Source organism: Variovorax paradoxus, assembly GCF_009498455.1.
Taxonomy (GTDB): Bacteria; Pseudomonadota; Gammaproteobacteria; order Burkholderiales; family Burkholderiaceae_C; genus Variovorax; species Variovorax paradoxus_H.
On the sequence record NZ_CP045644.1, the window covers coordinates 2,743,924 to 2,770,619 of the forward strand.

At 62.8% G+C, this 26,696-nt stretch carries 20 protein-coding genes, 2 tRNA genes and 1 pseudogene; 8 read left to right on the plus strand and 15 right to left on the minus strand.

Going from position 1 to position 26,696, the window contains the following annotated elements; genetic code table 11:
* Positions 1 to 328: 328 nt before the first annotated feature.
* The 11 genes from GFK26_RS12570 to GFK26_RS12625 form a co-directional block, all read right to left on the minus strand.
* Positions 329 to 1,471 carry a helix-turn-helix domain-containing protein gene (locus tag GFK26_RS12570; RefSeq protein WP_153282253.1) on the minus strand — a complete coding sequence of 381 codons (1,143 nt, stop codon included), beginning with the start codon at positions 1,469 to 1,471 and terminating at the stop codon, positions 329 to 331.
* Positions 1,472 to 1,594: 123 nt separating this feature from the next.
* A complete protein-coding gene (dsr1, locus tag GFK26_RS12575; protein ID WP_153282254.1) occupies positions 1,595 to 5,386 on the minus strand; it encodes an anti-phage defense-associated sirtuin Dsr1 in 3,792 nt (1,263 codons plus the stop codon).
* Between the two features lie 66 nt (positions 5,387 to 5,452).
* Positions 5,453 to 6,406, minus strand: coding sequence for a hypothetical protein (locus tag GFK26_RS12580; RefSeq protein ID WP_153282255.1), 954 nt, complete (start codon positions 6,404 to 6,406; stop codon positions 5,453 to 5,455).
* Between the two features lie 459 nt (positions 6,407 to 6,865).
* Positions 6,866 to 8,971, minus strand: coding sequence for an ATP-dependent helicase (locus GFK26_RS12585; RefSeq protein ID WP_153282256.1), 2,106 nt, complete (start codon positions 8,969 to 8,971; stop codon positions 6,866 to 6,868).
* A gap of 161 nt (positions 8,972 to 9,132) precedes the next feature.
* Positions 9,133 to 10,020: a hypothetical protein gene (locus GFK26_RS12590; protein WP_153282257.1), complete on the minus strand. Its 888-nt coding sequence runs from the start codon at positions 10,018 to 10,020 to the stop codon at positions 9,133 to 9,135.
* A 176-nt stretch (positions 10,021 to 10,196) separates the two neighbouring features.
* Positions 10,197 to 11,213, minus strand: coding sequence for a hypothetical protein (locus GFK26_RS12595; RefSeq protein WP_153282258.1), 1,017 nt, complete (start codon positions 11,211 to 11,213; stop codon positions 10,197 to 10,199).
* Positions 11,210 to 11,419 (minus strand): helix-turn-helix transcriptional regulator, encoded by a 210-nt coding sequence (locus tag GFK26_RS12600; RefSeq protein WP_228121990.1) that lies wholly within the window; start codon positions 11,417 to 11,419, stop codon positions 11,210 to 11,212. Before GFK26_RS12600 ends, GFK26_RS12595 begins: the two co-directional genes overlap by 4 nt.
* Positions 11,420 to 11,577: 158 nt before the next feature.
* A complete protein-coding gene (locus GFK26_RS12605) occupies positions 11,578 to 12,309 on the minus strand; it encodes a hypothetical protein (protein WP_153282259.1) in 732 nt (243 codons plus the stop codon).
* Between the two features lie 102 nt (positions 12,310 to 12,411).
* Positions 12,412 to 13,806, minus strand: a complete 1,395-nt coding sequence (locus GFK26_RS12610; protein ID WP_228121991.1) for an integrase — start codon at positions 13,804 to 13,806, stop codon at positions 12,412 to 12,414.
* A 331-nt stretch (positions 13,807 to 14,137) separates the two neighbouring features.
* The gene (locus GFK26_RS12620; RefSeq protein ID WP_153282261.1) at positions 14,138 to 14,959 is read right to left on the minus strand and encodes a hypothetical protein; all 822 of its coding nucleotides are present in this window, start codon (positions 14,957 to 14,959) and stop codon (positions 14,138 to 14,140) included.
* Entirely contained in the window at positions 14,956 to 15,360 is a 405-nt protein-coding gene (locus GFK26_RS12625) for a carboxymuconolactone decarboxylase family protein (protein WP_228121992.1), read from the minus strand. Before GFK26_RS12625 ends, GFK26_RS12620 begins: the two co-directional genes overlap by 4 nt.
* A gap of 62 nt (positions 15,361 to 15,422) precedes the next feature.
* Between GFK26_RS12625 and GFK26_RS34670 the strand changes: the two are divergent.
* The 6 genes and pseudogenes from GFK26_RS34670 to GFK26_RS12650 all read left to right on the plus strand — a co-directional run.
* Positions 15,423 to 15,557, plus strand: a pseudogene (locus GFK26_RS34670) (LysR family transcriptional regulator); the annotation flags it as partial.
* Positions 15,558 to 15,566: 9 nt separating this feature from the next.
* On the plus strand, positions 15,567 to 16,349 hold the full coding sequence (locus GFK26_RS12630; RefSeq protein ID WP_416222567.1) for a LysR family substrate-binding domain-containing protein: 783 nt from the start codon (positions 15,567 to 15,569) through the stop codon (positions 16,347 to 16,349).
* 67 nt (positions 16,350 to 16,416) lie between these two features.
* Positions 16,417 to 17,289, plus strand: a complete 873-nt coding sequence (locus GFK26_RS12635; RefSeq protein WP_153282263.1) for a hypothetical protein — start codon at positions 16,417 to 16,419, stop codon at positions 17,287 to 17,289.
* Positions 17,290 to 17,484: 195 nt separating this feature from the next.
* Positions 17,485 to 18,594, plus strand: a complete 1,110-nt coding sequence (locus GFK26_RS12640; RefSeq protein ID WP_228121993.1) for an efflux RND transporter periplasmic adaptor subunit — start codon at positions 17,485 to 17,487, stop codon at positions 18,592 to 18,594.
* Positions 18,595 to 18,613: 19 nt separating this feature from the next.
* Positions 18,614 to 21,742 carry an efflux RND transporter permease subunit gene (locus tag GFK26_RS12645; protein ID WP_153282265.1) on the plus strand — a complete coding sequence of 1,043 codons (3,129 nt, stop codon included), beginning with the start codon at positions 18,614 to 18,616 and terminating at the stop codon, positions 21,740 to 21,742.
* 82 nt (positions 21,743 to 21,824) lie between these two features.
* Positions 21,825 to 21,901: transfer RNA gene (locus GFK26_RS12650), tRNA-Arg, on the plus strand.
* Positions 21,902 to 22,090: 189 nt separating this feature from the next.
* On the opposite strand, the gene GFK26_RS12655 is transcribed toward GFK26_RS12650, so the two are convergent.
* Positions 22,091 to 22,516, minus strand: coding sequence for an HU family DNA-binding protein (locus GFK26_RS12655; RefSeq protein WP_062476298.1), 426 nt, complete (start codon positions 22,514 to 22,516; stop codon positions 22,091 to 22,093).
* A 215-nt stretch (positions 22,517 to 22,731) separates the two neighbouring features.
* On the opposite strand from GFK26_RS12655, the gene GFK26_RS12660 reads away from it, so the two are divergent.
* Positions 22,732 to 22,808 (plus strand) — tRNA-Arg (locus GFK26_RS12660).
* Positions 22,809 to 22,877: 69 nt separating this feature from the next.
* Here the strand turns inward: GFK26_RS12660 and GFK26_RS12665 are convergent.
* Entirely contained in the window at positions 22,878 to 23,438 is a 561-nt protein-coding gene (locus GFK26_RS12665; RefSeq protein ID WP_228121994.1) for a thermonuclease family protein, read from the minus strand.
* 98 nt (positions 23,439 to 23,536) lie between these two features.
* Between GFK26_RS12665 and greB the strand changes: the two genes are divergently transcribed.
* Complete coding sequence (greB, locus tag GFK26_RS12670) at positions 23,537 to 24,118, plus strand: transcription elongation factor GreB (RefSeq protein ID WP_153282266.1); 582 nt, start codon at positions 23,537 to 23,539, stop codon at positions 24,116 to 24,118.
* A gap of 9 nt (positions 24,119 to 24,127) precedes the next feature.
* On the opposite strand, the gene GFK26_RS12675 is transcribed toward greB, so the two are convergent.
* Both GFK26_RS12675 and rpoZ read right to left on the minus strand, forming a co-directional pair.
* Positions 24,128 to 26,371, minus strand: coding sequence for a RelA/SpoT family protein (locus GFK26_RS12675; RefSeq protein WP_153282267.1), 2,244 nt, complete (start codon positions 26,369 to 26,371; stop codon positions 24,128 to 24,130).
* Between the two features lie 93 nt (positions 26,372 to 26,464).
* On the minus strand, positions 26,465 to 26,668 hold the full coding sequence (gene rpoZ, locus GFK26_RS12680) for a DNA-directed RNA polymerase subunit omega (RefSeq protein ID WP_013543330.1): 204 nt from the start codon (positions 26,666 to 26,668) through the stop codon (positions 26,465 to 26,467).
* Positions 26,669 to 26,696 lie beyond the last annotated feature (28 nt).

Consider the following 26,696-nt stretch of genomic DNA (forward strand, 5'->3'; position numbering starts at 1 on the left):
AGACGCAAAAAAGCCGGCAGCGGACCCGCAATGGCTGCGGAGCGCGTACCGGCGACGGAACGTCAGAGACGAGGGGGATTTGGAGAGAAAAAGCCCGGGAGAGTGGGCTCGACTTGGACTGGTAGGTGCACCAAGATGAAAAATCTCGGCGGCAGTCCTGCTAACACCTGCTGGCGTCAGCTAAATTTTGCCAGGTATTTTCGCGCTGTGCCAAGGCGCGGCTTCAACGGCTATTGGCTCTCAGGCGACGGGTCGGGCCAAGCCTTGCACGCTCAGCCTCTACGGCTGAGAAGACTACGTTCGCTTCGTTTTGCGCGCCAGGTAGCAGCTACTTCTTGGCTGGCGCTGCAGCGTAGCCAAAGGCTTGGTAGAGAACGTCACGCGTGTCAGAGAGGAGGCCTGAGACGTCGATGGCACCCGATACATCCTCAATGTAAATCTCAGGGAACACCATAAAAGGTCGATCGGCCTCCTTCTGGTGAAAAACGGAGTATCCATCGAGGGCAAGAACGCAGCCCCCCACGTGCATGAGGGCGCAGGTCACGAGTGCGGGCCCAGAGATTTCGTACTTCTTCGCGGCCTTCAGCGAGACATTGAGGCAACGTTCGAAGAAGTCCAGGGTGTGCGTGGCATACACGCTCATCTTCCCGTTCTGTCCGCCACCGCCAGCAATCGTCATGTATTCCATCGAGCCGTTCCTGAAGAGCTGGCTCTGCGAGAACGCTTCTCCGTTGGCACCGAGGTAGGCGCCGGTTCCGTCGAGGTTCATGCGCGGGTTTGCGCCACCGTCCCAAACAATGAAGTCGACGAACTGCACCTTTTTTACATCGACAGATGAACGGCTTGATAACCCGGAAAGCGAGACGAGCTCAAGCACCGCCAAGGGGGACACTCCCATCGGCATCTGCATCTTCCTGTCTTCCACTAGCCTCAGCCTTGACTTCACAAATTCGCGAGCCTGCGTGGCGAGCGAAGCGGACGAACTGAATGCTGATCGGAGCTGGTCGTAGGTCATGTCGCTGGTGATTGTTCCGTTGCGGAGGACAAAGCGGCGTTGGCTGTTGTTGTTTCGAATGCAGTGAGGGCCATCGAACGACGCGGGCACTCGAATCACGAGGCCGAATCCGTGCTCGAGTGGAACGTGTTTGAGCTGGATTCCCCGGATGCGAGGCTCGATCCAAGACTCGAGCGTCTGAAGTAGGCGACGAGATGCATCGTCGTAAGACTCGCCTACAAGGGGAATCACGCTCTCGGCGCTTCCACCTGCGGAGTCCTCCTTGATCCCGTAAACCAGATCGCCGCCGTCTGCATTGGCCAGAGCGCAAACGTCCTTGGCGAGCTCGTTTTTGCCTTTGTCGTCGTTGCGTGTGAGTTCTTGCTTGAAATCCACAGTTCCGCTCTCGCTGAACCGTTGATTGCAGATGGCTTGAAAGGTGGCGGCGTCGATAAGACCGAGCGCGTACGGAAGCATCGTGATTTCCCCGCTACATGTTGACGAGATGAAATCCAGACCTGCGAGGGGCAGCAGAAGACTTTGGGGACAGACATGCTACGCACAATAGAGGCCATAGATCTCTCATGCCGCCACTTGTCGTCATGCCCCAAATTTCCTCGCGAGTTCGTCCAGTCTCATGAATCTGCGATCCCGAAGTAGGTCCGGCGCTGCTTGACCGACGGCAGTAAGGCACTGCCGCAATTTCGGTGATAGCCAGGATGGCTGATCGCCCATGATGGTGAATAGAAACCGCAGCGCGTCTTCTGGAAAACGGGTAGATAGGCTGGATTCCTGCAACCGATCAATCACATAGTCGGGGTGTTGAACCACGCGCAGCCAGTTTCCAACCGTCGCCATCGCTGATGGGAATTCGCCGCCTGTCGCGACGCACAGGCGGGCCAGTGATTCAGCGCTGGCGTTCGATACCTGATCATTGGACTTCGGCCAGATTTTTTCCCAAAACGGCAAGACCCGATTTCTCCAGTAGTCTTCGCGTTGATCGCCCGCGCCTTCCAGTGCGCGCACTAAAGCTCGGGCCGACTCGCGCAGGCCACCAGCAGGAAGTGAGCGGATGGCTGTGGCCAGTTGCGCTATGGTGAAAGTGTCGCCAGGGTCGAGCGCCACAAACGTCAGGAACGCCGCAAACTGCTCCTTGTGCTTGCCCAACTGCGCATAGTGATTCACCGTGTCGAGAAAGGCGGGCTTGATCGCTTCCATCAACGGGCGATAAAGCCGTGGCGACCAAAGAAAACCTTCCCATGCAGCTTGCGCTTCGGTGTCGGAGCGACTCCAGTCGAGTAGTGGTAGAAGGTGCTTCTCCGACCAAGCTCTATCCACCCGGAACAACGAGAGGGCGTGGGCTGACAGCAATACCCGACCGTGTCTGAACTTGGCGACCTTGGTATCGCAAAGCTCCGTGAAGATGGGCCTGATGAATTCCGGCAGCCCTTGCCCGTCGTTTGGCTTCTTTCGATACCACCAATCCAGCAATGCCTGCGTCACATGGCCGACAGGATGATTGATAGCGCGAAAGATCGGATCCTCAGTGTCGCCGTCGTCCTCGAAGTCCAAACGCAAAATGCGTTGAGCAAGCATCAGGAAGTGATCTTCATGACTCTCGAAGGTTTTCGCCACAGCTTGTAGCCACCAACTGACGCCATGGGACAAGGCTTGCACGAAGTCATCAGAGGCGCTGACGACTACCGGAGCCATGAAGTGCCACGAACGGTCGCGCAATTTCTCTTCCGACCAGGCTTGTAGCGCATCGCGCCAGCGCTCGACGGGCCAATTGCTCTGCTGCGCGGACTTACACAAAGCATAGGCCGTTGCCTGAAACATCTCCGAGCACAGCTTACGCCAGTCGTCCTGCTGTGTATTTTCCAGTACAGGCTGCACCAACAGATAGTTCAGTACACCGCGACGCGTGCGTGGAATAGGGGTGAATGGCTTCCACGGGTCACGATCACCAACCCAGCCGCCTCCCGTCCAGATGGGAAACTCGTCGCTCTCATCCGTTGCAAGCTGCCACGGGTACTGCGCCGAGAGGGCATTGAGCCGCGATTGCCCGGCCTCGCTGAGGGTCGTCCCTGCTTGGACAATTTTTGCAAGCCGCAGCCATACGCCGTGATCAACGATATTGATCCAAGCATCGGGCTCGATATCGGTACGGTACAGACCGCGGGGCGGCCCGGAAAGAATGGCATGCTCCAATTCAGCCCGCATCGCTGCATCCAATTGCGGTGCCAAAGAAACCAACAGACGCATGGTTTCGCGTCTGGTTTCCTCCGACCAGAGCCATCGTCGCTCATCCCCCAAAATCCAGTCGAGAGCCTGCCGGAGCGAAATAACACGGCCCTGTGCGGCGGCAAACAGGGCGAGGCGACGAAACACCGGGTACACCCCGTGCGCCCATATTTCGGCCACGATTCGCGCCCGTTCCGGTGACTTCGAGGCGGTGGCCAACCACGCATCGCGGGTCAGTTCGATCAGCGCCGTCCAGTCGTGGAAGTCATTGTTCTGCGAGTGATCTGAAATCGAAGGTTGATGGACATATGAATGATCGTTCTCGCTGTCCACCCCACCAAGCTCACGCATTAAGTCGAGTGCGTCGCGCAGCAAGGCGCTGAAGTCGTCCAGCAGTTCTGGCAATGCCGTCGCCCACTGTTCATTCTTGGGCATGTCGCGCAGGCCGGAATGAACGTGATCCGATGCCAGCACGACTTCCCATTCCACGATCTGCTTGATGCGATCATGCGCCCCGTCGTCTTCGTCCGTCCCAGGCCAGCGGAACGGTTCACGCAATGACAAGCAAGGTGCCAATGTTTGCCGAAGAGCCAAGCGCACACTTGCGGTCAACCCATCGTATTTGAATCGATCGCGCCAAGCGTAGAGGCTTAGGTCAAGTAGTCCGGATTTAACATGCCCGTTGAGCAGCATGCGCCAGAGCGTTCGCATCGCGGGACGGGGAATGGCGTTGGGTGCATTCGCTCGAATGCGGTCTAACTCGGGAGATTTGCCACCGTTTGCGAGTTCGTCCAGTTCGTCGAGACGACGTTCGATCAACCAGATCAATCGGTCGTGCAGTCGGCCACCGCGCTTAATCAGCCACAGAAGAAGTTTTGGGTCGTTGAGGTGACGGACCAGCCAGCGGGCTAGTTGGAACATCACAGCATCCCAGTCGCTGTTGCGACGCCCGACGTCGGCAATCCTCATCCAAGGCGCGAGCGGGTATGGGGTTGGCCTGCTGATCAAGCTGTAGGAAAGCTTTTCGTCCACAGCGGGCTGGGGGTGGACGCTGAACCGTCCGAGATCGACATGGCGATAGAGTTCCTCACTCAGCGACTCCAGCCAGTCCAGTGACGGTACCGGGTCGAGTTCCGCGAACCGCTTTGCGGGCAGGCCGCCCGGATCGCTCAACGCCCACAACATCCGACCGACGAAGTCATCCTCCTTCGTGCTCGCCAACGGGCGGGCAATGGCGCATTCGACGACGATACGTTCCTTGCCCCGCACGCCGTCGCGGTAAGTGCTGGCCCAAGCGCGCAGGGTCCTGTGCAAATAGGCGTGACGCTGGTGCTCGCGATAGAGAATGGGCGTGACGTTCTTTGCTTTCCATTCGCTCTCACGATCTACCTCCTTGCCTTTGGAATAACTTCCGAAGGCGAACATCTCAGGCGGAAATTCTCCAAGCAGGCGGTCAGCGGCCAACGCATCCATCATGTAACGCAACACCGGATCGTTGATGCTGTATCCCACAAAGCAAACGGTGAAGTTGCGGAACAGTTCACTCACGAAGCGTGCGGCCCAGCGTTCCGTCAGGTAGGCCAACCCGAAGTCACCGCTGGAAACCACCAGCCTATCCAGCTCGCCTGGCGTGGTCGTAGCGGGCAACAGGCCGTGTAGATACACCAATCCGTCCCATCGGGTCTTGGGCACGGGAAGTAGAGGAGCCTTGAAGTCTGGAAACGATAGCGATTTCGCTGCTCTGACTTCCTCGAACAATCGGTCGAAGTTAGTGGTGATAAGTCGTGTGCGGCCCTCGCGGTTCTGCGCCAGCGTCAGCAGAGCTTCGTGTGTAGCCGTCGCGTTCGGGGCCGTGAGATTAGGCCTTAGGATCGTTGCCAGTTCGCTGCGCACCTTTTCTCGGCCACCGACGACATCCGCTTCCAGCAAGCCAATGGCCGTGTCGAACTGCTTGGCCTTGATCGCGGACTGCTGTACCAGATTGGGCGTGACCGAAAGAGCTTGATAGAGCCTGTCAACCAGACCGGAAAAGCCGGGCAACCGCGCGGGGTAGGAAATGCCCGCGCCGCAAAAGAACACTACGCGCCCGTCTTCGTGAGCCTGCAAGAGCCGTTCGGGGATATCGGGGCCGTGATGAACAAATTGCATCTCAGATGACGTCTGCTAACAAGTTGGCGAATCATGCCATCAAGCTCAACTGACCACGGCGGCCGATCATCGCCAACGGCTCCTCCCGATCGCTGAATGTTGCTTCGGCCTTCGCATCTCACCGACGCGGCAACTGATCAGAGGGTACCGGTCGACGACAAAAAGACCAGGATCGTCCCGATCTTGGCGGCCAACGAAGAACAGCCAAGCCTTCTCGCGGATACCTTTCTTTCCAACGACCTCCTTGCGTGCACGTTGAAGCTCGTGTCGCAGCGTCGCGCGTTGCAAGTCGGTCCAACCCGACCAGTTGATGCGCACGCGGTACAGCGCGGTCGGCCGCTTGGCTCCCATCGGCCACGCGCCAGCATTGAGCGTCCATTCCTCGTTGCCAGCGCCTTTGGTCGCGAAGTCCCAGCTCAAAGCAGCATAGAACAAGCCAGTTGGCACAGGTTGAGCACGAATACCAGTGAAGCCAAGTTGTCTGAATGCCGTGCCATACGTACGACCCGCCACTCCGGGGATTCTGATCGCCAACTGCTTTCGATCATTCGGGAACTCCATGAAGATGCGGCAGATCGGTCTCAGGGTCGAGACCGTGTGGCCGTGATAGGTGGGGTCGCCGGTCGGAAGGGCAGGCTGCGGAGGTCTGAGCTTTGCAGCCATCGACTGCTTGGCAAGGCACGGCGCGGCCAGAGTAACCGTCTCGAGCATGGGGTCCATGACCAGTCGCGAGGGGAAGGGAATCGGCAGCTCGCCGGAAGCACGCGCTATGCCGCGCCTGCGAACTGCTGACGCTCTCGCGCTCAAGAAGCCTGCGATGCCGCAGCCAGGAGCATGAGCACCGCCCTTTCCGATCTTGAAATACGGCCGCCGCTTGTTGATGTCCTTGAGGTAAGAAGCCGGGAACACATCGACCGCACAGCCGGGACACACGAAGCCATCTTTCTCGATGACCTCCATGTCCCACAACTGCTCGGCATCGATGATGTGGCTGGTCCGGCGGTCACGGGCGCTATCCATGACCGGCCCCTCCAGTTGCGGTTGTAGGCAGGAGATGTCGAGCGCTGCGGCGCATCGAAAGACGTGCATGTGCTCTAGTCACCGTCGATCCTTCCGTAGGCTCGAGACATTGCCCATGAGCTTGCGCTTTGGCTTCAGCTTCGGCTTGACTTTGGTTGCGCCGTTGACATGTCGCGCTGTCTGATCTCGGCGCCGGCTCAGCATCTTGCGAACTTGAGGAAGCATTGATTCGGGCACACGTACGGCCACCGTCTTCTCGCGATACGGGCTACGGTTGTATGGGCTGCGAGGCTTGGTGGCGGTGGCGGTGGCGACGGGTGACTTCTTCGACGAGGTTGGGATTTGAGGCATGGTCTGAACTTGAGAGTACCGGTAACTCATTCAAATTAGCCAGCACAGCCGACCATGCCGCCGCTCTCAGTGGCGCGGTATCGCGATGCCGCAACCTCGTCTACGGCGTCAGAGTCGATCCTCAACATCGAAGTGTCGGAGCACGTCGCGGCGATCGAGGAATCGGCTGAGCTTTTCGAACAGGCGACGGCTTCGCGCATGCGCGACGGGCGCGTAGTACAGCCTCAAGGTCTCACGGGAACGGGTCATCGCCACGTACATGAGATTCCGCTCCTCGATCAATCCGTCACCATCTTGAGCCAGGTAGTTCGGCATCTGACCATCGGCTACGCCGATGACCAACACGTGCTCCCACTCGCTGCCCTTTGCTTGGTGGATCGTTGATGTGGTGACGGCGCCGCGCTCGGTCATGGCTTGGACCGAATCGCGCATCGCCAGCGCGCTCGCGTAGAGCGCGCACAGTGGTATCCAGCGCCTTACCTCGTCACGTCGCGCCAGATCGGACTTGATGCCGCCGCACAGAGCTAGATAGATGTCGGCACATCGCTTGTAGCGCCCCTCAAGCGAGGGATTGATGACCTTGCGCAGCGCCGAGGCGGCGGCGGTCCATCGTTTGGGCTCGATACCCGTGCTGACTTCTGACGGTAGTCGAAGCATGGCTTGCAGCTGGGTGGCCGACAAGGCATGGCCAGATGCTTGGACCCGGCCGCGCTCAACGTGCCGAACGAGCTTCAACACGTTCATCATCTCGTCGGTGTTCCTCCCCGTGACGCCGCGCCTCTGCGAGAAAATGCCCCGAGCCAGCAGCTCGGATTCAGCTTCACGTAGTGCCGCAGACGTTCGGGCCAACACTGCGATGCTGCTGACCGGCTCTCCACGCTCCAGCAAGGCTTGAACATCCTGAGCAACGGCGCGGAGTTCCTCTGACAGCGAAGCAGCACGAACCAAAACAGGCCGCCCGAAAGTCACTCGCCGGCCCTTGATCGGTTCGACATCCGCACCGTCTGCCGCCAGCACCGCCGTGGATGCATCTGCCAGGGCTTGCGGCAGCCGGTACGACCGAGTGAGGGGAAGGGCCAAAACATCGGGCAGCAATTGGCACAGCGGCGTGTGAAACGCACCGGCAAACCGATACACCGATTGGTGCTCGTCGCCGAAGACCATGATGTTTAGAGCGGGCTGACCGCGGGCGAGTGCAGCAATGAAATGCACCTGGCTGGCGCTGCTGTCCTGGTACTCGTCGACCAAGATGTGCTGGTACTGAAGTTCGTCCGGAACTCTGATCTCGGTCCGCCCCCCGGTCTCGTGGCCGGACAACGCCAACACCGTGGAAGTGGCGCGCGTCACCATGTCGCTGAAGTCCAAGCGATTGCTCTCGAGCTTGAGCGCCTGATAGCTGGAATGCAAAGCTCGCAGCGCCGAGGCCACGGCATGAGGGCCAACGGACGCGAGAGAGCGGAAGATACCGAACCGCTGGCTTTGCTTCACCAGCACTTGCTCCAAAGACAAGCCGGATGCTGCTGAGTAATCGAAGAGCGTGGCCACGAGCTTGAGCAAGGGCTTGGATGCGCTGGCGCCGAGTTCCTTCAGCCATCGGCGTTGGTCCTCGCGATCAGTCTTGTTGATCGACCGGTCTTGCAGGAGCTGGCGACTTGCGTGCTTAACAGCTTGGCCGAGGACGTCCGTTACACCGGTTGGACTGAGCAGCGCGGGCTGCTGCTTCTGCCTCTTGTTCTTTCCGGTCTTGGAGGTCTTGCTACTGCTTGTGCTGGTCACCCGAATCAACCGGTTGGCGAACGCATGACAGGTGCTCACGCGTACTGCGGACAAGTGACCAAGGCCAGCTGCCGGGCCAGGCTCGCCGAACTGGACGAGGCGCTTTCGGACTTCAGATGCCGCGGTCTTGGAGAAGCTCAGAACCAGAATGCGAGAGGGATCAACGCCACAAGCAAGAAGATGCAATACGCGATGACACAGCACGGTCGTCTTGCCGCTGCCAGCACAAGCCATGACTTCGGCGTGCCGATGCTCGGTGTTCACGATTGCCTGAGCTTGCAGGGACAGCTTGAAGACGGCTTTGCTGTTGGCAACGCGTTGTGAAGCCGAGAGCTTGGGTCGAAAGGTCGGGGCTTCGAAGATGGCGGAAGAGTGGGCTGGTTTGCTGGTCTGGGAGCGGGATGAAAAGTCGCGTGATTCTTGGTCGTTTTGGGGCATACGCGGACCGTGTTGAACGTGTTGAACGTGTAAAACACGCTGGAAACACGGCGTTCTTGGTGTCTTTTTGGTTTTGGTGGTACGGAGATGTAGGGGAGAACATCGTCCGACGGAGAATTAATTGATAGCTATATCAGTGCAGCTACCCTGTGTGGCACTGATCAATCCGGCATCGAATTCGAGCCCTTTTCGATTGCATTGCTCAGCCACTCTTCGAGGGTCATGGATTCCAGTCGCGACGCGAACTTCGAGGGCGCGGCGCGCACTGCGTTGTGCAGCACGAAATGGCCGTCATCTCGCGTGGCATTGGCGACAAATGCGCGAGCGCGCTTGCGGCACGTATCGGGATTGACTTCGCGCTTGCCAGGCAGCATTTGGCCGAGCGCGGTGCGTGAAGCCGGCAGCTTGCGAAAGGGCATGTGGCGCGCGAAGAATGCGACGAAGTCGAATCCAAGCAAGTCGGCGATGGATGCAATGCCGAGCACGCCGATAGCTGCCGAGCCGCTGCAACGCCATTCGTTGTGCAAGCAGCGAGGCGCCGTATCAGGGATGTTTCGGCGCACTGGCACACCTTTGCGCGCGAGCTTGGACGGCATATCGGCGTAGACCAGTGGCACATGCGTGCGACGCTTTCCATGCTCGTCGCTGCGATAGTTGTAGTAATAGATATCGTGACTTCGCTGGACCGAGGGCAGGTGCAGACGGGGCACTGTGGCCGCAGCTAGGAACTCCGCTAGCAGCAGCGGGATGTCAGATTGGTTGCGCGCCAAGATGTCGCGTGTGATCTCGACGTAAGTGACGAGCACGCGCACTGATGCGCCGAGGGCTTGCTGCAAGACCCGAAAGAACTCTTGGCTTGGCTGGAAAACGCGCATTTTCAGTTTCCACAACGGGTTTTTGAGCATCTGGCGGACCTTCAGCTTTAGGACCCGGCAGTGAGGCCGAAGCAGCTTGCGCACGATGGGAATATCAGCGCGATCGAACCAGAGCGTGATCCGGTCGAAGCCATAGACGATGCGGAATGCGCGGGCGCCGATGATGAAAGGCATGGGGGATCCTTCGAAGGGCTCGCCGACCACCGGCGAGCTTCGAATTAAAAATAGTCAGCGGTTACAGCTGGCCGGTCGGTTGATTGGCGTTGCGCACGTTGCGCTGGTTGCGCACGTTTCGGAAAACAGCGCAACGCCTGCTCGTGGGGCTGCGCAGCGCGACGAGCGATTCCGGCCTATTCGTCGTCGTCGTCTCGGGCACCCTCTTCGCTATCGTCGTCCTCTTCGTCGATTCCATCAAGCGCGTCTTGAGCGCGTTGATGGTCGGTTTTTGTGCCCGAAACACCGTTCTTGGCGCTTTCGCCGCTTGCACCGGAACCGGCTGCGAAGTGCTCCTTAACCCGAGCGAGCCACTCGTCCGACACGGCAATGCGCTGCGGCTGCCATCCGCGTAAGCGCCTGGACACGTTGGACTTGTCGCGATCGACGATGGCTCCGATATCGGCGAGCGTGTAGTCGTTGCCGCCGAGTATGCGGATCACGCGGTCGCGCAGCGTGTCGGCGATGAACGGCTCGAAGGTCCGCATATAGCGACCGTCTTGTCCGAACCTCACGCTGCACATCACCTTGCCGAGCCCGAAATCTTCGAGCCCTTCCAGACTCTTGCAGTCGATCGAGAAGGCGAGACCACCGCCGACATTCGGCTCACATCGCCGAAATTCGATGAATTCGTCCGACAGATCGACCAGATGCTGCACTTCGACGGGTTGTTCGCACACGAGGATGGCGACTATCCACGAGTTGGCGAGCTTGGCCATCACGCGCAAGCGGCCCAGCGCATCGACAAACAAAGGGTCTTCTGGATTCGCGATGCTCGTCGTGAAGACCCAGAACGCTGGTGTGGGGTGATTGCGCAGCCTCAACTGCATCAGGAAGATGCCTTCCTGCGAGACGAAGTCGAAATTCGGACGCAAACCGATCGGCATGAAGCTGACCGAAGCTGCGAGTTCATGAAGATCGTTGCCGGCGTGCAGCGCCTGCTGCTGTTGGACCTGGCGTTCAGTTCCGGATACGAAGACGTTGACCTTCTGCGCGGTCGGGAGCTTGAGACCGAAGTTCTGGCCACCCGTCGCGGCCTCTTTGACAAGCAGCGTTGTGGTTGCCACTTTCAGTGCCGGCGTAGTGAGCGCGAGGACGAGCCCCGAGGGCACGGAAGTGTACTGATCCAATGCATTGATGGGGTCGGTCGTCACTTCGCACCACCCATATCACGTGCGGCGATGCAGCTGTCGATGAACGCCTGGATTTCTTCGGCCGGCCACGCCTTGATGCGAGGGCCTATTGGAACTCCAGGCTTGATCTCGCCGTTGCGGATGAGTGCGTAGAACGTGCTGTTGGAAATCCCTGTGACGTGAAGAACTTCTTTTTTGCGCAGCAATGCGCGGATATCGACGGCCATCTATGGCTCCTCTGAATGGGTTGGAAAGCGTTCGGTGAATCCCGTCGGATGCACCTGCATGTCATGACCCATTCAGATTAAGGACAGCCCCTCTGCTGCGAAAACGAAATCGCCGCGACTTCACTACCAAGTCGCTGGCCTGCTCAAGTTACTCGGAGCTATTGCTTAGCGGCCAGCTGACCTGCGCCGTGCTTGAGTGCGGCTTTCAGCGTCGCGGCGCTGATGCCATCTCGATCTGCGATGTTGAGGGCCTCGAAGTAGCCTTCGATTTCCTTGATGATTCCCGCCGCCCCAACCGTTTGCTCGGGGTCGTAGCTCCAGTTGCCCTTAACCACGGCATACAGCATCAGAGACAGTTTGTTGATTTGCCTGTTGGAACTCGACTTCAAGGCGGTCAGTTCCTTCTCAAGCTCTTTGATTCGCTTTTCTTGCTCAACGATGGGCTTGGCCGTAGTGGCTTGGTCGGTGACCGGAAAGTGCGGTGACTGATGGCTGTTTCGCGCGGACTGGAAGTGATCGTGCAAGCGCCGAAATCCCTCGGGCATACCTTGGAAGCCAAACGTCCTGGCAATGAAGGCCGTCGCGTCGCCGACATCGGCGTGTACAAATCTTAGTTTTTTTCGATCGTTAAGGCGTATGGCGTTGGCGGGCTTTCCCTTGTCAAAAAAGATTCCAGCGCCGCGTTCATCGCGCAGCGCGTCCTTCAATTTCGACAGCACCGAGAAATACGCAGTTGACCACGCAGGATCAATCTTCCTGCGAGCATTCACGATTTCAAGGGTCGGCTGAAGATCGCCAGCCATCGCTGCGATGTGCCATATTGGACGTTCGGTCTCGCGCATCTCGGCTTCCCAAATTGGGGGCTGCATCGCAAAGACAGGGGTTTGCATCCGGCGCCTGGGCTTGGTAGATTTACTTGTTGCCATAGGTCTCCTTGGTTATTGGCGACCTGATTCTGGCAAAACTTTTTCTCAGCGACGCCGCAACCGCTCCTATGTGCTCTTGCTCGCCACCGTCGAAGAGCGAGTCACTAAGGCATACAACGTCTCGAGAGCGGCCCGCTGCTCTTCCATATAGTCGTGACCGTCGTAGTGCCGAGCCTGCACGCCAGAAATGCCATGAGACTGCAGCCGGCCGCGTATCTCCACGCTGACACCGGCCTTGGCCAACAGCGTCTCGACACCTGAGCGAATGCGTTTGGCCTGGAAGTCTTTGAGGCCGGCCGCTGCGGCCGCAGCCTTCGCCCATTGACTGAGCGTAGTGGCTGCCAGATGTGTTTCTCCGCCGTCTGTCGAGATCGCATAGACGCCGCTTGGCTCACATGCTGCAAGCGCTTCGGCAGCGGCAGGTATGAGTGGGACTGGGTTGTCGCGTACACCCTTGCCAGGGCGGCCTTTGCCGTCGAATAGCAAAATTTCGTCAGTCCCCGCATGCTCCGTATGCAAGTTCACCAACTGCTCAATGCGCTGTCCACCGGTCAATACGTGCAGCCTGAGCACAGCCCCTTTGAAGTTGTGCATGGAGTCGATCTGCCGCCAGTACCTGCGCATATCGTTTTCGAGCAGAGGTTGCTTTCTTGCGCGGTTGTGGCTTTCGTCCGGCTCCGTATCCATCGCTGGGTTGTGGGTGATCTCGTAGTCCTTGAAGTGGACGGGAACCGAAGCCTTGGATCGTGACGCTCGCGCGGTCTGATACGCCGCACGAACATAGCTGCGTAGCTTGTTGGCCGTGCGGCCCTTGCCCGCATTGGCTACGCGCCGCATCATGTCTCCGATCTGCTCGCCTGTGACTTCTCTGGCCGGCTGCCTTGCCATATCGGGCCATGGACCTTTGACGTGGAGTTGAAAGATCGAGCGCACATCGCTGTGCGAGCGCCGCCCCAGGCGCTCCAGGTGGTCGGCGTAGTGATCAAGTAGGTTTTCCAGCGTGTGTTTGCCGACCTTGGCGGCGCGCTTGGCTGCTGCCTCGTCGGCGTTGCGCTTGGCTTCGAGCAGGGCAGGGCGGCCACCATCCAGTCTGTGGTCATGATGTTCGAGCGCCAGCACTTCGGCGGCGCGGATCGCCGCGGCCACCGAGAACCCTTTGGTTGTTCCCGTCAGGCTTTTCGGCGGTGCCGAAGGATCGTAGAGCCCGATTGAGACGCGCTCGCTCTTGGTTCCGATGCTGTAACGCCAGAAGAATGAGATGGCGCTGCTGCTGTTCTTGCGTACCTGGAGCGCGCCGCTCGGCTGAACTTTCTGAAGCGTCTTGAAGGTGCCGGGAGCCAGCGCATTGAGAAGGCGGCCCACGCTGGGGGCGAGCGCGGGTGTCGCGACCAAGGGCTCCTCGCCCTTATTTTTCGTTGCCAGAATATTGCCAGAATATTGATTTATGGTGGTGGATGACATTGCACTCTCTCGCACGAAGAATTCATATAAATCAATGACTTACGTTGATTCTATCGTGCGGAGACATGCAGCGGAATACCTTGGTTTCGGACTCATAATCCGTTGGTCGAGTGTTCAAGCCACTCACGGCCTACCACCAGAAAAATGCCGTCACGGTGAAAGAGCTTGCTATCTATTGGATAGCAAGCTCTTTTTGCTTCTGGTGGCGCTCGACCCGGTCGGCCGGGTCGCCCTGCACGTCGATGCCGATGCCACGGCCCATCCCGTGCTGTCCTGGCGAGACCGGTGGTTTGCCCTGGCATCAAGGCTCTCACTGCGTTGAAGTGCTGGGTCATGGCCGACGAATCCGGAAGGTGGCGTTGGCCCCCCAGGTTGCCACCGTCAGGCTGCCATCCGGTGCGCGTGCCAGACCCACGGGGCTGCTCAGGCCGTCGGCGATGACCTCGCGCACGCCGTTGCGGTCGATGCGGCTGACCGTGGTGCCGCCGTAGTCGACCACATAGGCGGCGTCCGCGCCTGCTGCAACGATGCCGGGGCCGGGGCTGCGCAGGTCGGTGTTGATCGCCTTGGCCTTCGTTCCGCCCGACACCAGGGAAATTCCGCCGGCGATGTTGCTGACCAGCAGATCGCCATTGGGAAGTTCGACGGCGCCGACCGGCGTCTGCAAACCTTCCGCCGCGACTTCGACCGCTCCGTCCGGCTTCGCGGCAAGGATCTGGTGGGTCCTGCGATTCGCGATCAGCAAGCGGCCGCGTCCATCGAAGGACAACCCCGCAGGGGTCGCCAGCCCGCGCACGAAGACGGCCTTGTCGCCGCGCGGTGTGAAGCGCCACACCAGGTCTTCGTTGTAGGAGGCGACATAGACGTCGCCCTTGGACGAGATGGCCAGCCCCGAGGGGCCGCTGAGCCCGCTGGCGAAGACCGTCCGCTCGCCGGAAGGGGAGAACCGCACCACGTTGCCGGCAGACCAGTTCGCGACGTAGAGGTTGCCGCTCGCGTCGTAGGCCATGCCCACCGGCGAGCCGAGGCCTTCGTGGGTGGCCGTGCGGTCCAGCGTCCAGGTGCCGGCCGGTCGGGGTTGGGCCAGGGCGGACTGGCCCGGCAGCGTCGCCATGAGAAGAACCAGCCATGCAGCGCGGAGAAACGGCTTCATGCCGGCACCTCCTGGGAGAAGAGGTCCTTGGCCGCAAACAGGCCGTTGAGCGCCGCAGGAAAACCGGCATAGACGGCCATCTGCATGATGACTTCGACGATCTCTTGCTGCGTGCAACCCACGTTGCGGGCGCCGTAGATGTGCACCTTGAGTTGCGGCATGGCGTTGCCCATGGCGGTGAGCGCCGCCACCACGGACAGCTCGCGCACCTTGAGGTCGAGCCCCGGCCTCGAATAGATGTCGCCGAACGGAAACTCGATGAGCAGGCGGGCGAAGTCGGGGGCGATGTCCTTGAGGCTGTCGATGACGTTCTCGCCCGCCTGGCCATCGACTTCCTTGAGCTTGGCCCAACCGCGCGCATACCGTTCATCGGCCATCGGATTGCTTTCGTGTGTGTTCATGGATGCAATTTACGAAGGCGGCGCACCTGCATCCAATACCTTTTGTGTGATACCTTTTTGGTATGAATGGAGCGATCGACCTGCGGCAGTTCCGGTACTTCCTCGCGGTCAGCGAGGCGCTGCACGTTGGGCGCGCGGCTGCCCGCCTGCACATCTCCCAGCCCCCGCTGAGCCGGCAGATTCGTCAGCTGGAAGAACAGCTCGGCGTGGCGCTGTTCGTGCGCACCAAGGTCGGCATGACGCTGACGCGGGCAGGGGCGGCCCTGGTGCCGGAAGCCCGATTGACGCTGGCGCAGGCGGACAAGGCGGTGGCGGCCGCGAGGGCCGCCAGCGGTGCCAAGGGTGGCCAGTTCGTCGTGGGCTACACCACAGTTTTCGACCGCAGCGCCATTCCCGATGTGTTCGAGCCCTTGCAGAAGCGCTTTCCGGACTGGCGCATCGTCAGCAAGGGCAAGCATTCCATCCACCTCGTGCGCGACATCAAGAGCGGGGCCATGGACGTGGCCTTCATCGGCTTGCACACGGAGGCACGCGGGCTCGAGGTGCGAACACTGCGCGAGGAGCCCGTCATCGCGGCGCTGCCGGCAAGCCATCCGCTGGCGCGCAAACGCCGGCTCGGCTTCGACGACCTGCGCGGCGAATCGATCTTCCGGTTCGAGCGCCGGCTGAATCCCGGCTTCTACGACCATTGCCAGGCCTTCTTCGAGCGGATCGGTTTCCAGCCGCGCACGGTGGCCGAGCCCGACGACCACCACATCCTGCTGGGGCTCATCGCGGAGGGACGGGGCATCGCGTTCATCTCCGCGTCGCTGCAGAACGTCAAGCGCAAAGGCGTGGTCTTCCGGCCGCTCAAGGAAGAAGCACGCGGCCTGACCAGCGGCATCGCGGTCGCTTATGCCAAAGACAATCCGTCGCCGCTGCTGGCGCGGTTTCTCGAATTTGTCGGCGTCGAGGCGCAACGCAAGGTGAAGCCCAGGTCCGCGCGGTGAAGCCAGGGCGCCGGCAAGTGCCCGACTAAGATGCCCCGGCCGCAACATCCCACATCGAAGGGGGCGCATGTCACATCCCGTTTACCTGTCCAGTTCTTCCTTGCCCAGGATGCCGGAAGGCAGCCGCGACGAATGGCGCGGCTTCTTCGGCGATGGCGCCGAGCTGGAAGCCAACGCGTTCTTTCCGCTGTTCTGGCGGGCGCTCTTCAGCGCAGGCGACATCCGGCATGCACGCTTCATCGACGCGTACGACATCAGCGACGAAGCCTCGGCGGTCGACCGCGAGGAATGCCTGGCGGACTTCGGCGCCGAGGCGACGTTTCCCTACCTTGTCGTCGACAAGGCCACGGCGGTAGCGCGGCTGACGCAGCGGCGCGAAGCCGTCATCGGTGCCGTCGGCGAACGCCACCGTCCGATCTACGAATCCTTTGAAGCGCTGATTGCGCAGCACTTCGCAGACCACATCCTGCTGCGCACCGACGGCCTGCCGGACGCCGCCGATGCCGAGCCATGGCTGCGCGCCGACCTCGACGGCGTCGACCACCTGCACGACAGCCAGGCGCTCGCAAGCCTCATGGCGGATCTGGCGAGGTACGACACCGATCCGATCTGGACCTTGGCCGGCCTTTCCTCATCGAGCGACGGCGCCTGGCCCCCGGCCCAATTGCGAGAGCGCTTCCCTGACCCGCGGCAGAGGAAGACCCGCAAACCATTGCCCACGCAGCAGGCCGAAACATCCGATCGCGTGTTCGCCAACCCCAAGCCGCAGGTGGCGAGGAACTGGCTCGACCCCGCCCTGGAATGGCTGGGCGCCTTCGTGGCCGCGGGCGCGGCGTTGGGCGCTTATTACTTCACCAGCTCTGCCTGGCTGGCCGTGCTGGCGTTCTTGTGCGTGGCCGTGGCATTGGGTTTCGGCATCGCGAAGTTGCGCGGTCGTTGACCCTCGCGCGGGGCTCGCCTCCGGAGCCGCTTTCACCTACAGCGAACACAGGATTCCTTCAGGTTGCACCGCAGCATCGAAGGCAGAATGCATCATTTTGGTGCAGATGTAACCAGCCGGGCGATCTCCCGTGCGCGTCGTACCGCACCGTGATTGCCGATGGCCATGACCCCGCTATTCAAGCTTCTGCTTCCGATGTCCCTGCTCGCGCTCGCTGCATGCGGCGCCAGGCAGGCCTCCACCACCGATGACCCGCCGCCCGAAGTCGGCGTGGTCGCGCTGCATGCCGGCGACGTGGCCGTGCACACCGAACTGTCCGGCCGCACGGCCGCCTACCGCGTCTCCGAGGTGCGGCCGCAGGTCAACGGCATCGTGCGCAAGCGGCTGTTCGAAGAAGGCGGCATGGTTCGCGCCGGCCAGGTGCTGTACGAGATCGAGCCCGGTCCGTTCGAGGCCGCGCACGAGCAGGCGCAGGCTGCGCTGGCCACCTCGCAAGCCACCATCGCGAGCCTGCGTGGCAAGGCCGAGCGCTTCGGTGAACTGGTCAAGGCCAACGCCGTGAGCAGGCAGGAACACGAAGAGGCGCAGGCCGCGCTGGTGCAGGCACAGGCCGGCGTGAAGGCCGCGCAGGCGGCTGTGAAGGCGGCGCGCATCAACCTCGAATTCACGCGCATCACCGCGCCCATCGCGGGACGCATCGGCCGCTCGGGCGTGACCGAAGGCGCGCTCGTGGCGCCCGGCCAGGCGATGGCGCTGGCCACGATCCAGCGGCTCGACCCGATCTACGTCGACGTCGTGCAGTCGAGCCTGGAGTTGACGAAGCTCAAGCGGCGCTTCATCTCGGGCGACATGGCGCCGGCCAGCACCAAGGTCGGCCTGCGCATGGAAGACGGCCTGCCCTATCCGCATGCCGGCACGCTGAAGTTCTCCGAAGTGGGCGTCGATGCAGCCACCGGCTCGGTCACGCTGCGCGCGGAATTCCCGAACCCGCACGGGCTGCTGCTGCCCGGCATGTACGTGCGTGCGCAGGTCGAGTCCGGCGTGGAGCGCCAGGCCATCCTGGCGCCGCAGCGCGGCGTGGCGCGCAACGAAAAGGGTGAACCCACCGCGCTGGTGGTGGGCGCCGACAACAAGGTCGAACTGCGCGCGCTCGAAGTGCGCAGCGCCGAGGGCGAGCACTGGGTCGTGACCCAGGGCTTGCGCGACGGCGACCGCCTCGTGGTCGACGGCCTGCAGCGCGCGCGCCCCGGCGAAAAAGTGAAGCCGGTGCCGGTGTCCACGGCGGGCGCATCGCCCGCCGACTAAGAAACGACAAGAACCTCCCGTGATCGCCAATTTCTTCATCCAGCGGCCCGTCTTCGCCTGGGTCATTGCCATCCTCATCATGCTGGCCGGCGGCGTGGCCATTCGCACGCTGCCGGTGTCGCAGTACCCGGACATCGCGCCGCCCACCGTGGTCGTGTCCGCCAACTACCCCGGCGCCTCGGCGCAGGCGGTGGAAAACAGCGTGACCCAGGTCCTCGAGCAGCAGCTCAAGGGCATCGACGGCCTGATGTACTTCAAGTCGACGAGCAGCTCGGCCGGCTGGGCCGAGATCAGCGTCACCTTCCGCCAGGGCATCGATCCCGACACCGCGCAGGTGCAGGTGCAGAACAAGGTCAGCCAGGCCACCAGCCGGCTGCCGCAGGCGGTGCAGCAGCAGGGCGTGACGGTTGCCAAGTCGCAGAACAACTTCCTGCTGATCGTGGCGCTCTACGACGAGACCGGCCAGCGCACCGACACCGACATCGCCGACTGGATGGCCAGCAACCTGCGCGACCCCATCAGCCGCGTCGATGGCGTGGGTTCGGTGCAGGCCTTCGGCGCGGCGTACGCGATGCGCATCTGGCTCGACCCGCACCGGCTGGCCAGCTACCAGCTGATGCCGTCCGACGTCACGGCCGCGATTGCCGCGCAGAACACGCAGGTGTCGGTGGGCGAGATCGGTGCACGGCCGTCGGCGCCGACGCAGCACCTGAACGCCACCGTCACCGCGCTCTCACGGCTGCAGACGCCCGACCAGTTCAAGGGCATCGTGCTCAAGACCCAGGCCGATGGCGCGGTGGTGCGGCTGGGCGACGTGGCGCGGGTGGAAATCGGCAGCGAGTCGTATGCCGAGACCACGCGCCTGAACGGCCACCCGGCCGCGGGCTCGGCCGTGATGCTGGCGCCCGGCGCCAACGCGTTGACCACTGCCAGCGCGGTGAAGGCGCGCATCGCCGAGCTGGAGCGCTCGCTGCCCGCCGGCCTGCGCGTGGCCTACGCGGAAGACACGACGCGCTTCGTCAGGATCTCGATCCAGTCGGTCATCCGGACGCTGCTGGAGGCCATCGCGCTGGTGGTGGTCGTGATGTTCCTCTTCTTACAGAACTGGCGCGCCACGGTGATTCCTGCGATCACCGTGCCGGTGGTGCTGCTGGGCACCTTCGGCGTGCTCGCGGCCTTCGGCTATTCGATCAACGTGCTCACGCTGTTCGGCATGGTGCTGGCCATCGGCCTGCTGGTGGACGACGCCATCGTGGTGGTGGAGAACGTCGAGCGCGTCATGCATGAAGAGGGGCTCGATGCGAAGGCGGCCACGATCCAGTCGATGAAGGAAATCACCGGCGCGCTGGTCGGCATCGCGGTGGTGGTGTCGGCGGTGTTCCTCCCCATGGCCTTCTTCGGCGGTTCGGTGGGCGTGATCTACCGACAGTTCTCGGTGACCATCATCGCGTCGATGGTGCTGTCGGTGGTGGTGGCCATCGTGCTCATTCCGGCGCTGTGCGCGCGCCTCCTGAAGCCCGGCGTGCCGCCGCGCACGCGTGGCTTCCTGGGCGCGTTCAATCGCCGCTTCGATGCTGCGCAAGGCGGCTACGTCAGCGTGCTGGGCCGCATCCTGCGCAAGCCGCTGCGCTTCACCGCCGTGTACGTCGCCATCGTGGCCGGCATGGGCCTGCTGTACCTGAGCCTGCCCGGCGGCTTCCTGCCCGAAGAGGACCAGGGCAGCGTGATGGTGATCGCGACGCTGCCCGCTGGCGCGACGTCGGGCCGCACCGATGAAGTGAACCGCGCCATCGAAAAGCACTTTCTCGAAACCGAGAAAGACACGACCGACACCATCTTCACGCTTACCGGCTGGAGCTACAGCGGCTCGGGGCAGAACATGGGCATGGCGTTTGTCTCGCTGAAGGACTGGTCCGAGCGCGCCAGTGCGGACAAGCGCGCGCACGCCATCGTCGAGCGTGCGGGCAAGGCGCTGGCCAGGCAGCAGCGCGACGCCGAAGTCTTCGGCATGGTGCCGCCGCCGATCGAAGGGCTGGGGGAATCGAACGGCTTCGAGTTCTGGCTGCAGGACATCTCGGGCATGGGTGCCGAGCGGCTCTTGCAGGCGCGCGAGACGCTGGTGCGCGAGGCCAACAAGGACAAGCGCCTGCAGTCGGTGCGCGCGAACAGCGTGGCCGGCACGCCGCAGCTGCAGGTCGACATCGACCAGCTGAAGGCCTCGGCCCTGCGGCTGTCGCTGGACGACGTGAACACCACGCTGGGCATCGCCTGGGGCGGCAGCTACGTCAACGACTTCATCGACCGCGGCCGCGTGAAGCGCGTGTACGTGCAGGCCGATGCGCCGTACCGTTCGGCGCCGGACGACATCAGCCAGTGGTTCGTGCGCGGCAGCACGGGTGCGATGACGCCGTTCTCGGCGTTTGCGACCACGCGCTGGGCGCAGGGCGCGTCGCAACTGGAGCGCTACAACGGCGTGCCCGCGGTGCAGATCCAGGGCGCGGCCGCGCAGGGCATCAGCTCGGGCACGGCCATGGCGGCCATCGAGAGCCTCGCGAAGCAGCAGAGCGGCACGGGACAGGCCTGGAGCGGCCTCTCGTATCAGGAGCGGCTGTCGGGCGGGCAGGCGCCGCTGCTGTTCGCGCTGTCGATCCTCGTGGTGTTCCTGTGTCTGGCGGCGCTGTACGAGAGCTGGTCGGTGCCGGTCTCGGTGATGCTGGTGATTCCGCTGGGCGTGCTCGGCGCGGTGATCGCGGCGGCGCTGCGCGGGTTGTCGAACGACATCTACTTCCAGGTCGGCCTGCTCGCGACGATCGGCCTGTCGGCCAAGAACGCGATCCTGATCATCGAGTTCGCGGAGGCTGCGCTGCGGCGTGGCGTGCCGCTGCTCGAAGCGGTGGCCGAAGGCGCGCGCCTGCGGTTGCGGCCGATCCTGATGACATCGCTGGCGTTCCTGGCCGGCGTGATCCCGCTGGCGCTTGCCACCGGCGCGGGCTCGGGCAGCCAGACCGCGATCGGCACCGGTGTGTTCGGTGGCGTGCTTGCAGCGACGGCGCTGGGCATCTTCTTCGTGCCGCTGTTCTACCTGCTGGTGAAGCGCTTGGCCGCAAGGCTGATGGGGCGCAAGGCGGGCGCTGAGCAAGTGGCCTGAGGCCATCGCTGCGAAAGGCCGTGAAGCTTTTTTGACGGCCTCGCCGGAACAGCGCTTTCGGCAGGGTAGAATTCAAGGCTGCGCGGCTGTAGCTCAGTTGGATAGAGTACTTGGCTACGAACCAAGGGGTCGTGGGTTCAATTCCTGCCAGCCGCACCATCTCTCGAATAGCCTGGAAGGGTTTCTCTTCCAGGCTATTTTCGTTTGGGGCCCTCGCAGAGAGGGTTTCGCTGCCCGCATTCGCTGCGCGGCACGCGCCCACAAAAAAACCGCCCGAAGGCGGCTTCTTGACGTCGATACAGACACCTGCCAGGCCAAGCCTGCGCAGCCGTCGTCGCACCGCAAGTCTTACTTCTTCTTGGCGACAGCCTTCTTGGCGGGAGCCTTGGCGACGACTGCCTTGGTGACAGCTGCCTTCGTAACAGCAGCCTTCTTGGGAGCGGCGGCCTTCTTGGCAGCGGGTGCAGCAGCGGCCTTTTCAGCCTTGCGCTTGGCAGCCTTGGGATCGATGGCGGCCTTGAAGGCAGCGCCGGCGACGAACTTCGGCACCTTGGTGGCGGCGATCTTGATCTTGGTGCCGGCTTGGGGGTTGAAGCCCGAGCGTGCAGCGCGTGCGACTTGCTTGAAAGTACCGAAGCCGACCAGCTGGACCGAGTCGCCCTTCTTCACGGCAGCGACGACGCTGCTGGTGATCGTTTCGAGCACGCGTGCGGCCTCGGCCTTGCTCAGGTTGTGGGTGGTGGCGATCTTCTCGACCAGTTCGATGCGGTTCATTCAGTATTCCTTGGATGGTATGGCGCCGTGTTGCCTACGGCGGCCCAGGCTGTTCGGGGCGGGGCGGAGTGTACCGGGTCGGATGGGCCTCTTTGGCGCAGCGTGGGCGAGATGCGTCACAACAGGCCTCATTGCGGGCTGCTTTCGTTGGCATTTTCAGCTTTCGATCACAAAGGTTTGGAGGCGAGAAAAAACACGCTATAATCGAAAGCTGTGCGGCTGTAGCTCAGTTGGATAGAGTACTTGGCTACGAACCAAGGGGTCGTGGGTTCAATTCCTGCCAGCCGCACCACTCTTCAAGGGTTAGCTCGTTTTTCGAGCTAACCCTTTTTCTTTGGCCGGTCATTGCGCCGGGCTCGCATCAAGGACGCGCCGGCCGCGCGTCCTTCCAGAGGCCGGCCCGCTTGGCCTTCGCTTCTTCCTCCGCGAATTCGTACTGCCCGCGCTCCTGGGGCGACAGGCGCTGCGCCTGCGCGGGCTGCCAGCGCGCCAATCCGACAGTCAGCAATGCCAGGCCTGCGTCGAGCGTCCTCGGGCCGCTGGGCGCCGAGTCCGGCGTCACCATCACGCGGCAGATGCGTTCGCGGGTGTGCGATGTGGGATCGTCGCAGTCGACGTCCGCCGGCTTCAGGCGGACCATGTCGTGCATCTTCTGTCGGGCCTGGTCTGCGAAGGGCTGCCCGGGCTTCGGTGCCTCGATGCCCTGCAGGCGCACGAGACGCCACGCGTCGGCACTGGCCGCGTCGCCGCAACGGGCGGTCACGGTGTCGCCGCCGTGGATGCTGACGACGAAGCAGGTCTGCGTTCTGGCGCGAGCGCTGAAGGGAAGAAAGACCAGCATGCTGGCAAGGGCCGCGAGCGCGCACAAATGAAGCCTCGCCGAGGCATGGCGACGGTGTGGGAAATGTCCGATGGCGATCACGGGGGCTCCTGTCTCCTGGACATTGCGGTTGCGGCAAACTCACCGGCTTGTAGGGCGCGGCAAGGGCGCCCAGTATTTCCGATTTGAAGGGCTCTGCATTGAACAAGGCATTCACCAAGGAGTCGGACGCCGATGCGGACGACGACGATGACGGCGCAGGTGGCGCGATGCCCCCGCTGCCGGCCGGCAGCAAGAACTACATCACGCCCGAAGGCTACGCGCGCCTGCGAGACGAACTGCTGCAACTGATGGACGAGGAGCGCCCCAAGGTCGTCGAGGCCGTGCACTGGGCCGCGAAGAACGGCGACCGCTCCGAGAACGGCGACTACCTCTACGGCAAGAAGCGCCTGCGCGAGATCGACCGGCGCATCCGCTTCCTCGGCAAGCGGCTCGAGATCGCGGAGATCACCGACCCGTCGGTGCACCACGGGCGCGACCAGGTCTTCTTCGGTGCCACGGTCCGCTATGCCGACGAGACCGGCGAGGAGCGCAGCGTCACGATCCTCGGCATCGACGAGGCCGAGAGCGCCAAGTCGGAGGTCAGCTGGATTTCCCCGATCGCACGTGCGCTGCTCAAGGCGCGCGAAGGCGACGTGGTGAAGCTCATCACGCCCGGCGGGGCGCACGAGGTGGAGATCCTGTCGGTGAGCTACCCGGCGCCGCGCACGTCGGCGAGCTGACGAAGAAGGTCAGGGCGCCGGAATCGTCCGCGCCGCGGTCAGCACCGACGCGGTCCGCCGCGCAGCGCGCAGCACGGCGTCGAGGTGCGAACGGTCGCGCACCGCGATCACGAAGCGAAGGTCGGTCGAGTCCTGCGGGGTCTCGTCGGCCATTTCCACGTGGGTGATGTCGGCTTCGGCGTCGGCCAGGGTGGCCGCCACGCGGGCCAGCACGCCCTTGTCGTTGCGGACGGTGATGACCACGCCGGTCTCGAAGGCACGCGTGGGCTCGTCGGCCCATTCGACCGCGAAGAAGCGTTCGCTGTCCTTGTTGCGCAGGCGCTGGCCGACGCCGCAGTCGTCGGTGTGCACCACCAGCCCCTCGCCGTGTCCGAGGTAGCCGACGATCTGGTCGCCGGGAATGGGGCGGCAGCACTGTGCAAAGCGCACCGAAGAGTTCTCGCTGCCATCGAGCGTCACCGCGCCCTGTGACACGGCCTCGTGCGAGGTGAAGCGCTCGCGGCTCAGGAGGAGGGCGTCGGGCCGCTCGCCGATCTCGGCCATCAGCGCCATGAGCCGCTTGGCGACGATGCTCGCGATGCGCTTGCCCAGACCGATGTCGGTCAGCAGCTCGGCGCGGGTGCGGTTGCCGGTGAAGCGCAGCAGCTTCTCCCACAGCGCCTGGTGTTGTTCGTCTTCCTCGGGCAGCTTGCCGAGGCCTTCGGCACGCAGCGCCTGGGCCAGCAGCTTCTCGCCGAGGCCCTCGGACTCGGCATGCGCCAGGGTCTTCAGGTAGTGGCGGATCTTGGAGCGTGCCCGGCCGGTGCGCACGAAGCCCAGCCACGCGGGGTTGGGCGTCGACACGGGGGCGGTGATCACTTCGACCACGTCGCCGTTCTTCAGCTCGGTGCGCAGCGGGACCTGGTCGCCGTTGATGCGCGCGGCCGAGGTGTGGTCGCCGATGTTGCTGTGGATGGCGTACGCGAAGTCGACCACCGTGGCGCCGCGCGGCAGCGCCATGATCTGGCTCTTGGGCGTGAAGACGTAGACGGCGTCGGGGAACAGGTCGACCTTGACGTGGTCCCAGAACTCTGCGGCGTCGCGCGTCTCGTCCTGGATGTCGAGCAGCGACTGCAGCCACTTGGTGCCCAGCCGGTCGTTGCTCGCGGCATTGGGCTCGGCGGCCTTGTAGAGCCAGTGCGCGGCCACGCCCGATTCGGCCACGACGTGCATGGCCTCGGTGCGCAGCTGGAACTCCACGCTCACGCCGGCTGGCCCCACCAGCGTGGTGTGCAACGACTGGTAGCCGTTGAGCTTGGCGATCGCGATGTGGTCCTTGAACTTGCCGGGCAGCGGCTTGTACATCTGGTGCAGGATGCCCAGGCCCGTGTAGCAGGCGATCACGTTCGGCACGATGAGCCGGAAGCCGTAGATGTCGGTGACCTGCGCGAAGCTCAGGTGCTTTTCTTCCATCTTGCGGTAGATGGAGTAGAGCGTTTTCTCGCGACCCGCGATGCGCAGCGTCATGCTGGCGGCGGAGAAGGCCGTCTCGACCTCTTTCTGCACCTTCTGGATCAGGTCGCGTCGTCGTCCGCGGGCCTTGGCGACGGCCTTGGCCAGCGTGGCGTAGCGCCAGGGCTTGAGGTGCCGGAACGACAGGTCCTGCAGCTCGCGGTAGGTCTGGTTCAGGCCCAGCCGGTGCGCGATGGGGGCGTAGATCTCGAGCGTTTCGCGCGAAATGCGGGCCCACTTTTCGCGCGGCGCATCGGCCAGCGTGCGCATGTTGTGCGTGCGATCGGCCAGCTTGACCAGGATGACGCGCACATCGCGCGCCATGGCCAGCAGCATCTTGCGGAAGGACTCGGCCTGGTTTTCTTCGCGCGTGTTGAACTGCAGCTTGTCGAGCTTGGTGAGCCCGTCGACCAGTTCGGCAACCGGCGCGCCGAAGCGCTCGATGAGTTCCGGCTTGGTGACCCCGCAATCCTCGATGGCGTCGTGCAGCAGCGCGGCCATGAGCGCCTGCGCGTCGAGCTTCCACTCGGCGCACTGCGCCGCCACGGCGATGGGGTGGGTGATGTACGGCTCGCCGCTGTTGCGCAACTGCCCGAGGTGGGCTTCGTCCGCGAAGCGGTAGGCCCGGCGAACCAGCTCCGTGTCTTCGGGGCTCAGGTAGTCGAGGCGGGCCGTCAGCGCGGCAAAACTCGCGGCGGCCGCGTTCAGCGCCGCCGGACTCGGTTTCGGCGTGGGGGACGGGGGTTTGGCGACCGCGCTCATGGCTATCACTTTAGCGTGACCGCTCTATGGACGCGTCCAGACGTAAAAAAAGCACCGCAATGCGGTGCCTTTTCGTTGCAGGGCTGCGTCAGATCAGCCCGGCACTTTCTTGAGCATTTCGATGCCGATCTTGCCTTCGGCGATTTCGCGCAGGGCCGTGACGGCGGGCTTGTTCTTGCTCTCGATCTTGGGCGCGTGGCCTTGGCTCAGCATGCGCGCGCGGTAGGTCGCGGCGAGAACGAGCTGGAAGCGGTTCGGAATCTGAACGAGACAATCTTCGACGGTGATGCGGGCCATGATGAATTCTTTCGGTCGGTGAGCGGGG

Coding starts and splice junctions, on each gene's coding strand:
- GFK26_RS12600 (WP_228121990.1), bottom strand. CDS start 11,419: ATGGCCGTCGATATCCGCGCATTGCTGCGCAAAAAAGAAGTTCTTCAC.
- GFK26_RS12610 (WP_228121991.1), bottom strand. CDS start 13,806: ATGTCATCCACCACCATAAATCAATATTCTGGCAATATTCTGGCAACG.
- GFK26_RS12570 (WP_153282253.1), bottom strand. CDS start 1,471: ATGCTTCCGTACGCGCTCGGTCTTATCGACGCCGCCACCTTTCAAGCC.
- GFK26_RS12655 (WP_062476298.1), bottom strand. CDS start 22,516: ATGAACCGCATCGAACTGGTCGAGAAGATCGCCACCACCCACAACCTG.
- GFK26_RS12585 (WP_153282256.1), bottom strand. CDS start 8,971: ATGCCCCAAAACGACCAAGAATCACGCGACTTTTCATCCCGCTCCCAG.
- GFK26_RS12620 (WP_153282261.1), bottom strand. CDS start 14,959: ATGAAGCCGTTTCTCCGCGCTGCATGGCTGGTTCTTCTCATGGCGACG.
- GFK26_RS12640 (WP_228121993.1), top strand. CDS start 17,485: ATGTCCCTGCTCGCGCTCGCTGCATGCGGCGCCAGGCAGGCCTCCACC.
- GFK26_RS12580 (WP_153282255.1), bottom strand. CDS start 6,406: ATGGATAGCGCCCGTGACCGCCGGACCAGCCACATCATCGATGCCGAG.
- GFK26_RS12605 (WP_153282259.1), bottom strand. CDS start 12,309: ATGCAAACCCCTGTCTTTGCGATGCAGCCCCCAATTTGGGAAGCCGAG.
- GFK26_RS12675 (WP_153282267.1), bottom strand. CDS start 26,371: ATGAGCGCGGTCGCCAAACCCCCGTCCCCCACGCCGAAACCGAGTCCG.
- GFK26_RS12635 (WP_153282263.1), top strand. CDS start 16,417: ATGTCACATCCCGTTTACCTGTCCAGTTCTTCCTTGCCCAGGATGCCG.
- GFK26_RS12625 (WP_228121992.1), bottom strand. CDS start 15,360: ATGAACACACACGAAAGCAATCCGATGGCCGATGAACGGTATGCGCGC.
- rpoZ (WP_013543330.1), bottom strand. CDS start 26,668: ATGGCCCGCATCACCGTCGAAGATTGTCTCGTTCAGATTCCGAACCGC.
- dsr1 (WP_153282254.1), bottom strand. CDS start 5,386: ATGCAATTTGTTCATCACGGCCCCGATATCCCCGAACGGCTCTTGCAG.
- GFK26_RS12590 (WP_153282257.1), bottom strand. CDS start 10,020: ATGCCTTTCATCATCGGCGCCCGCGCATTCCGCATCGTCTATGGCTTC.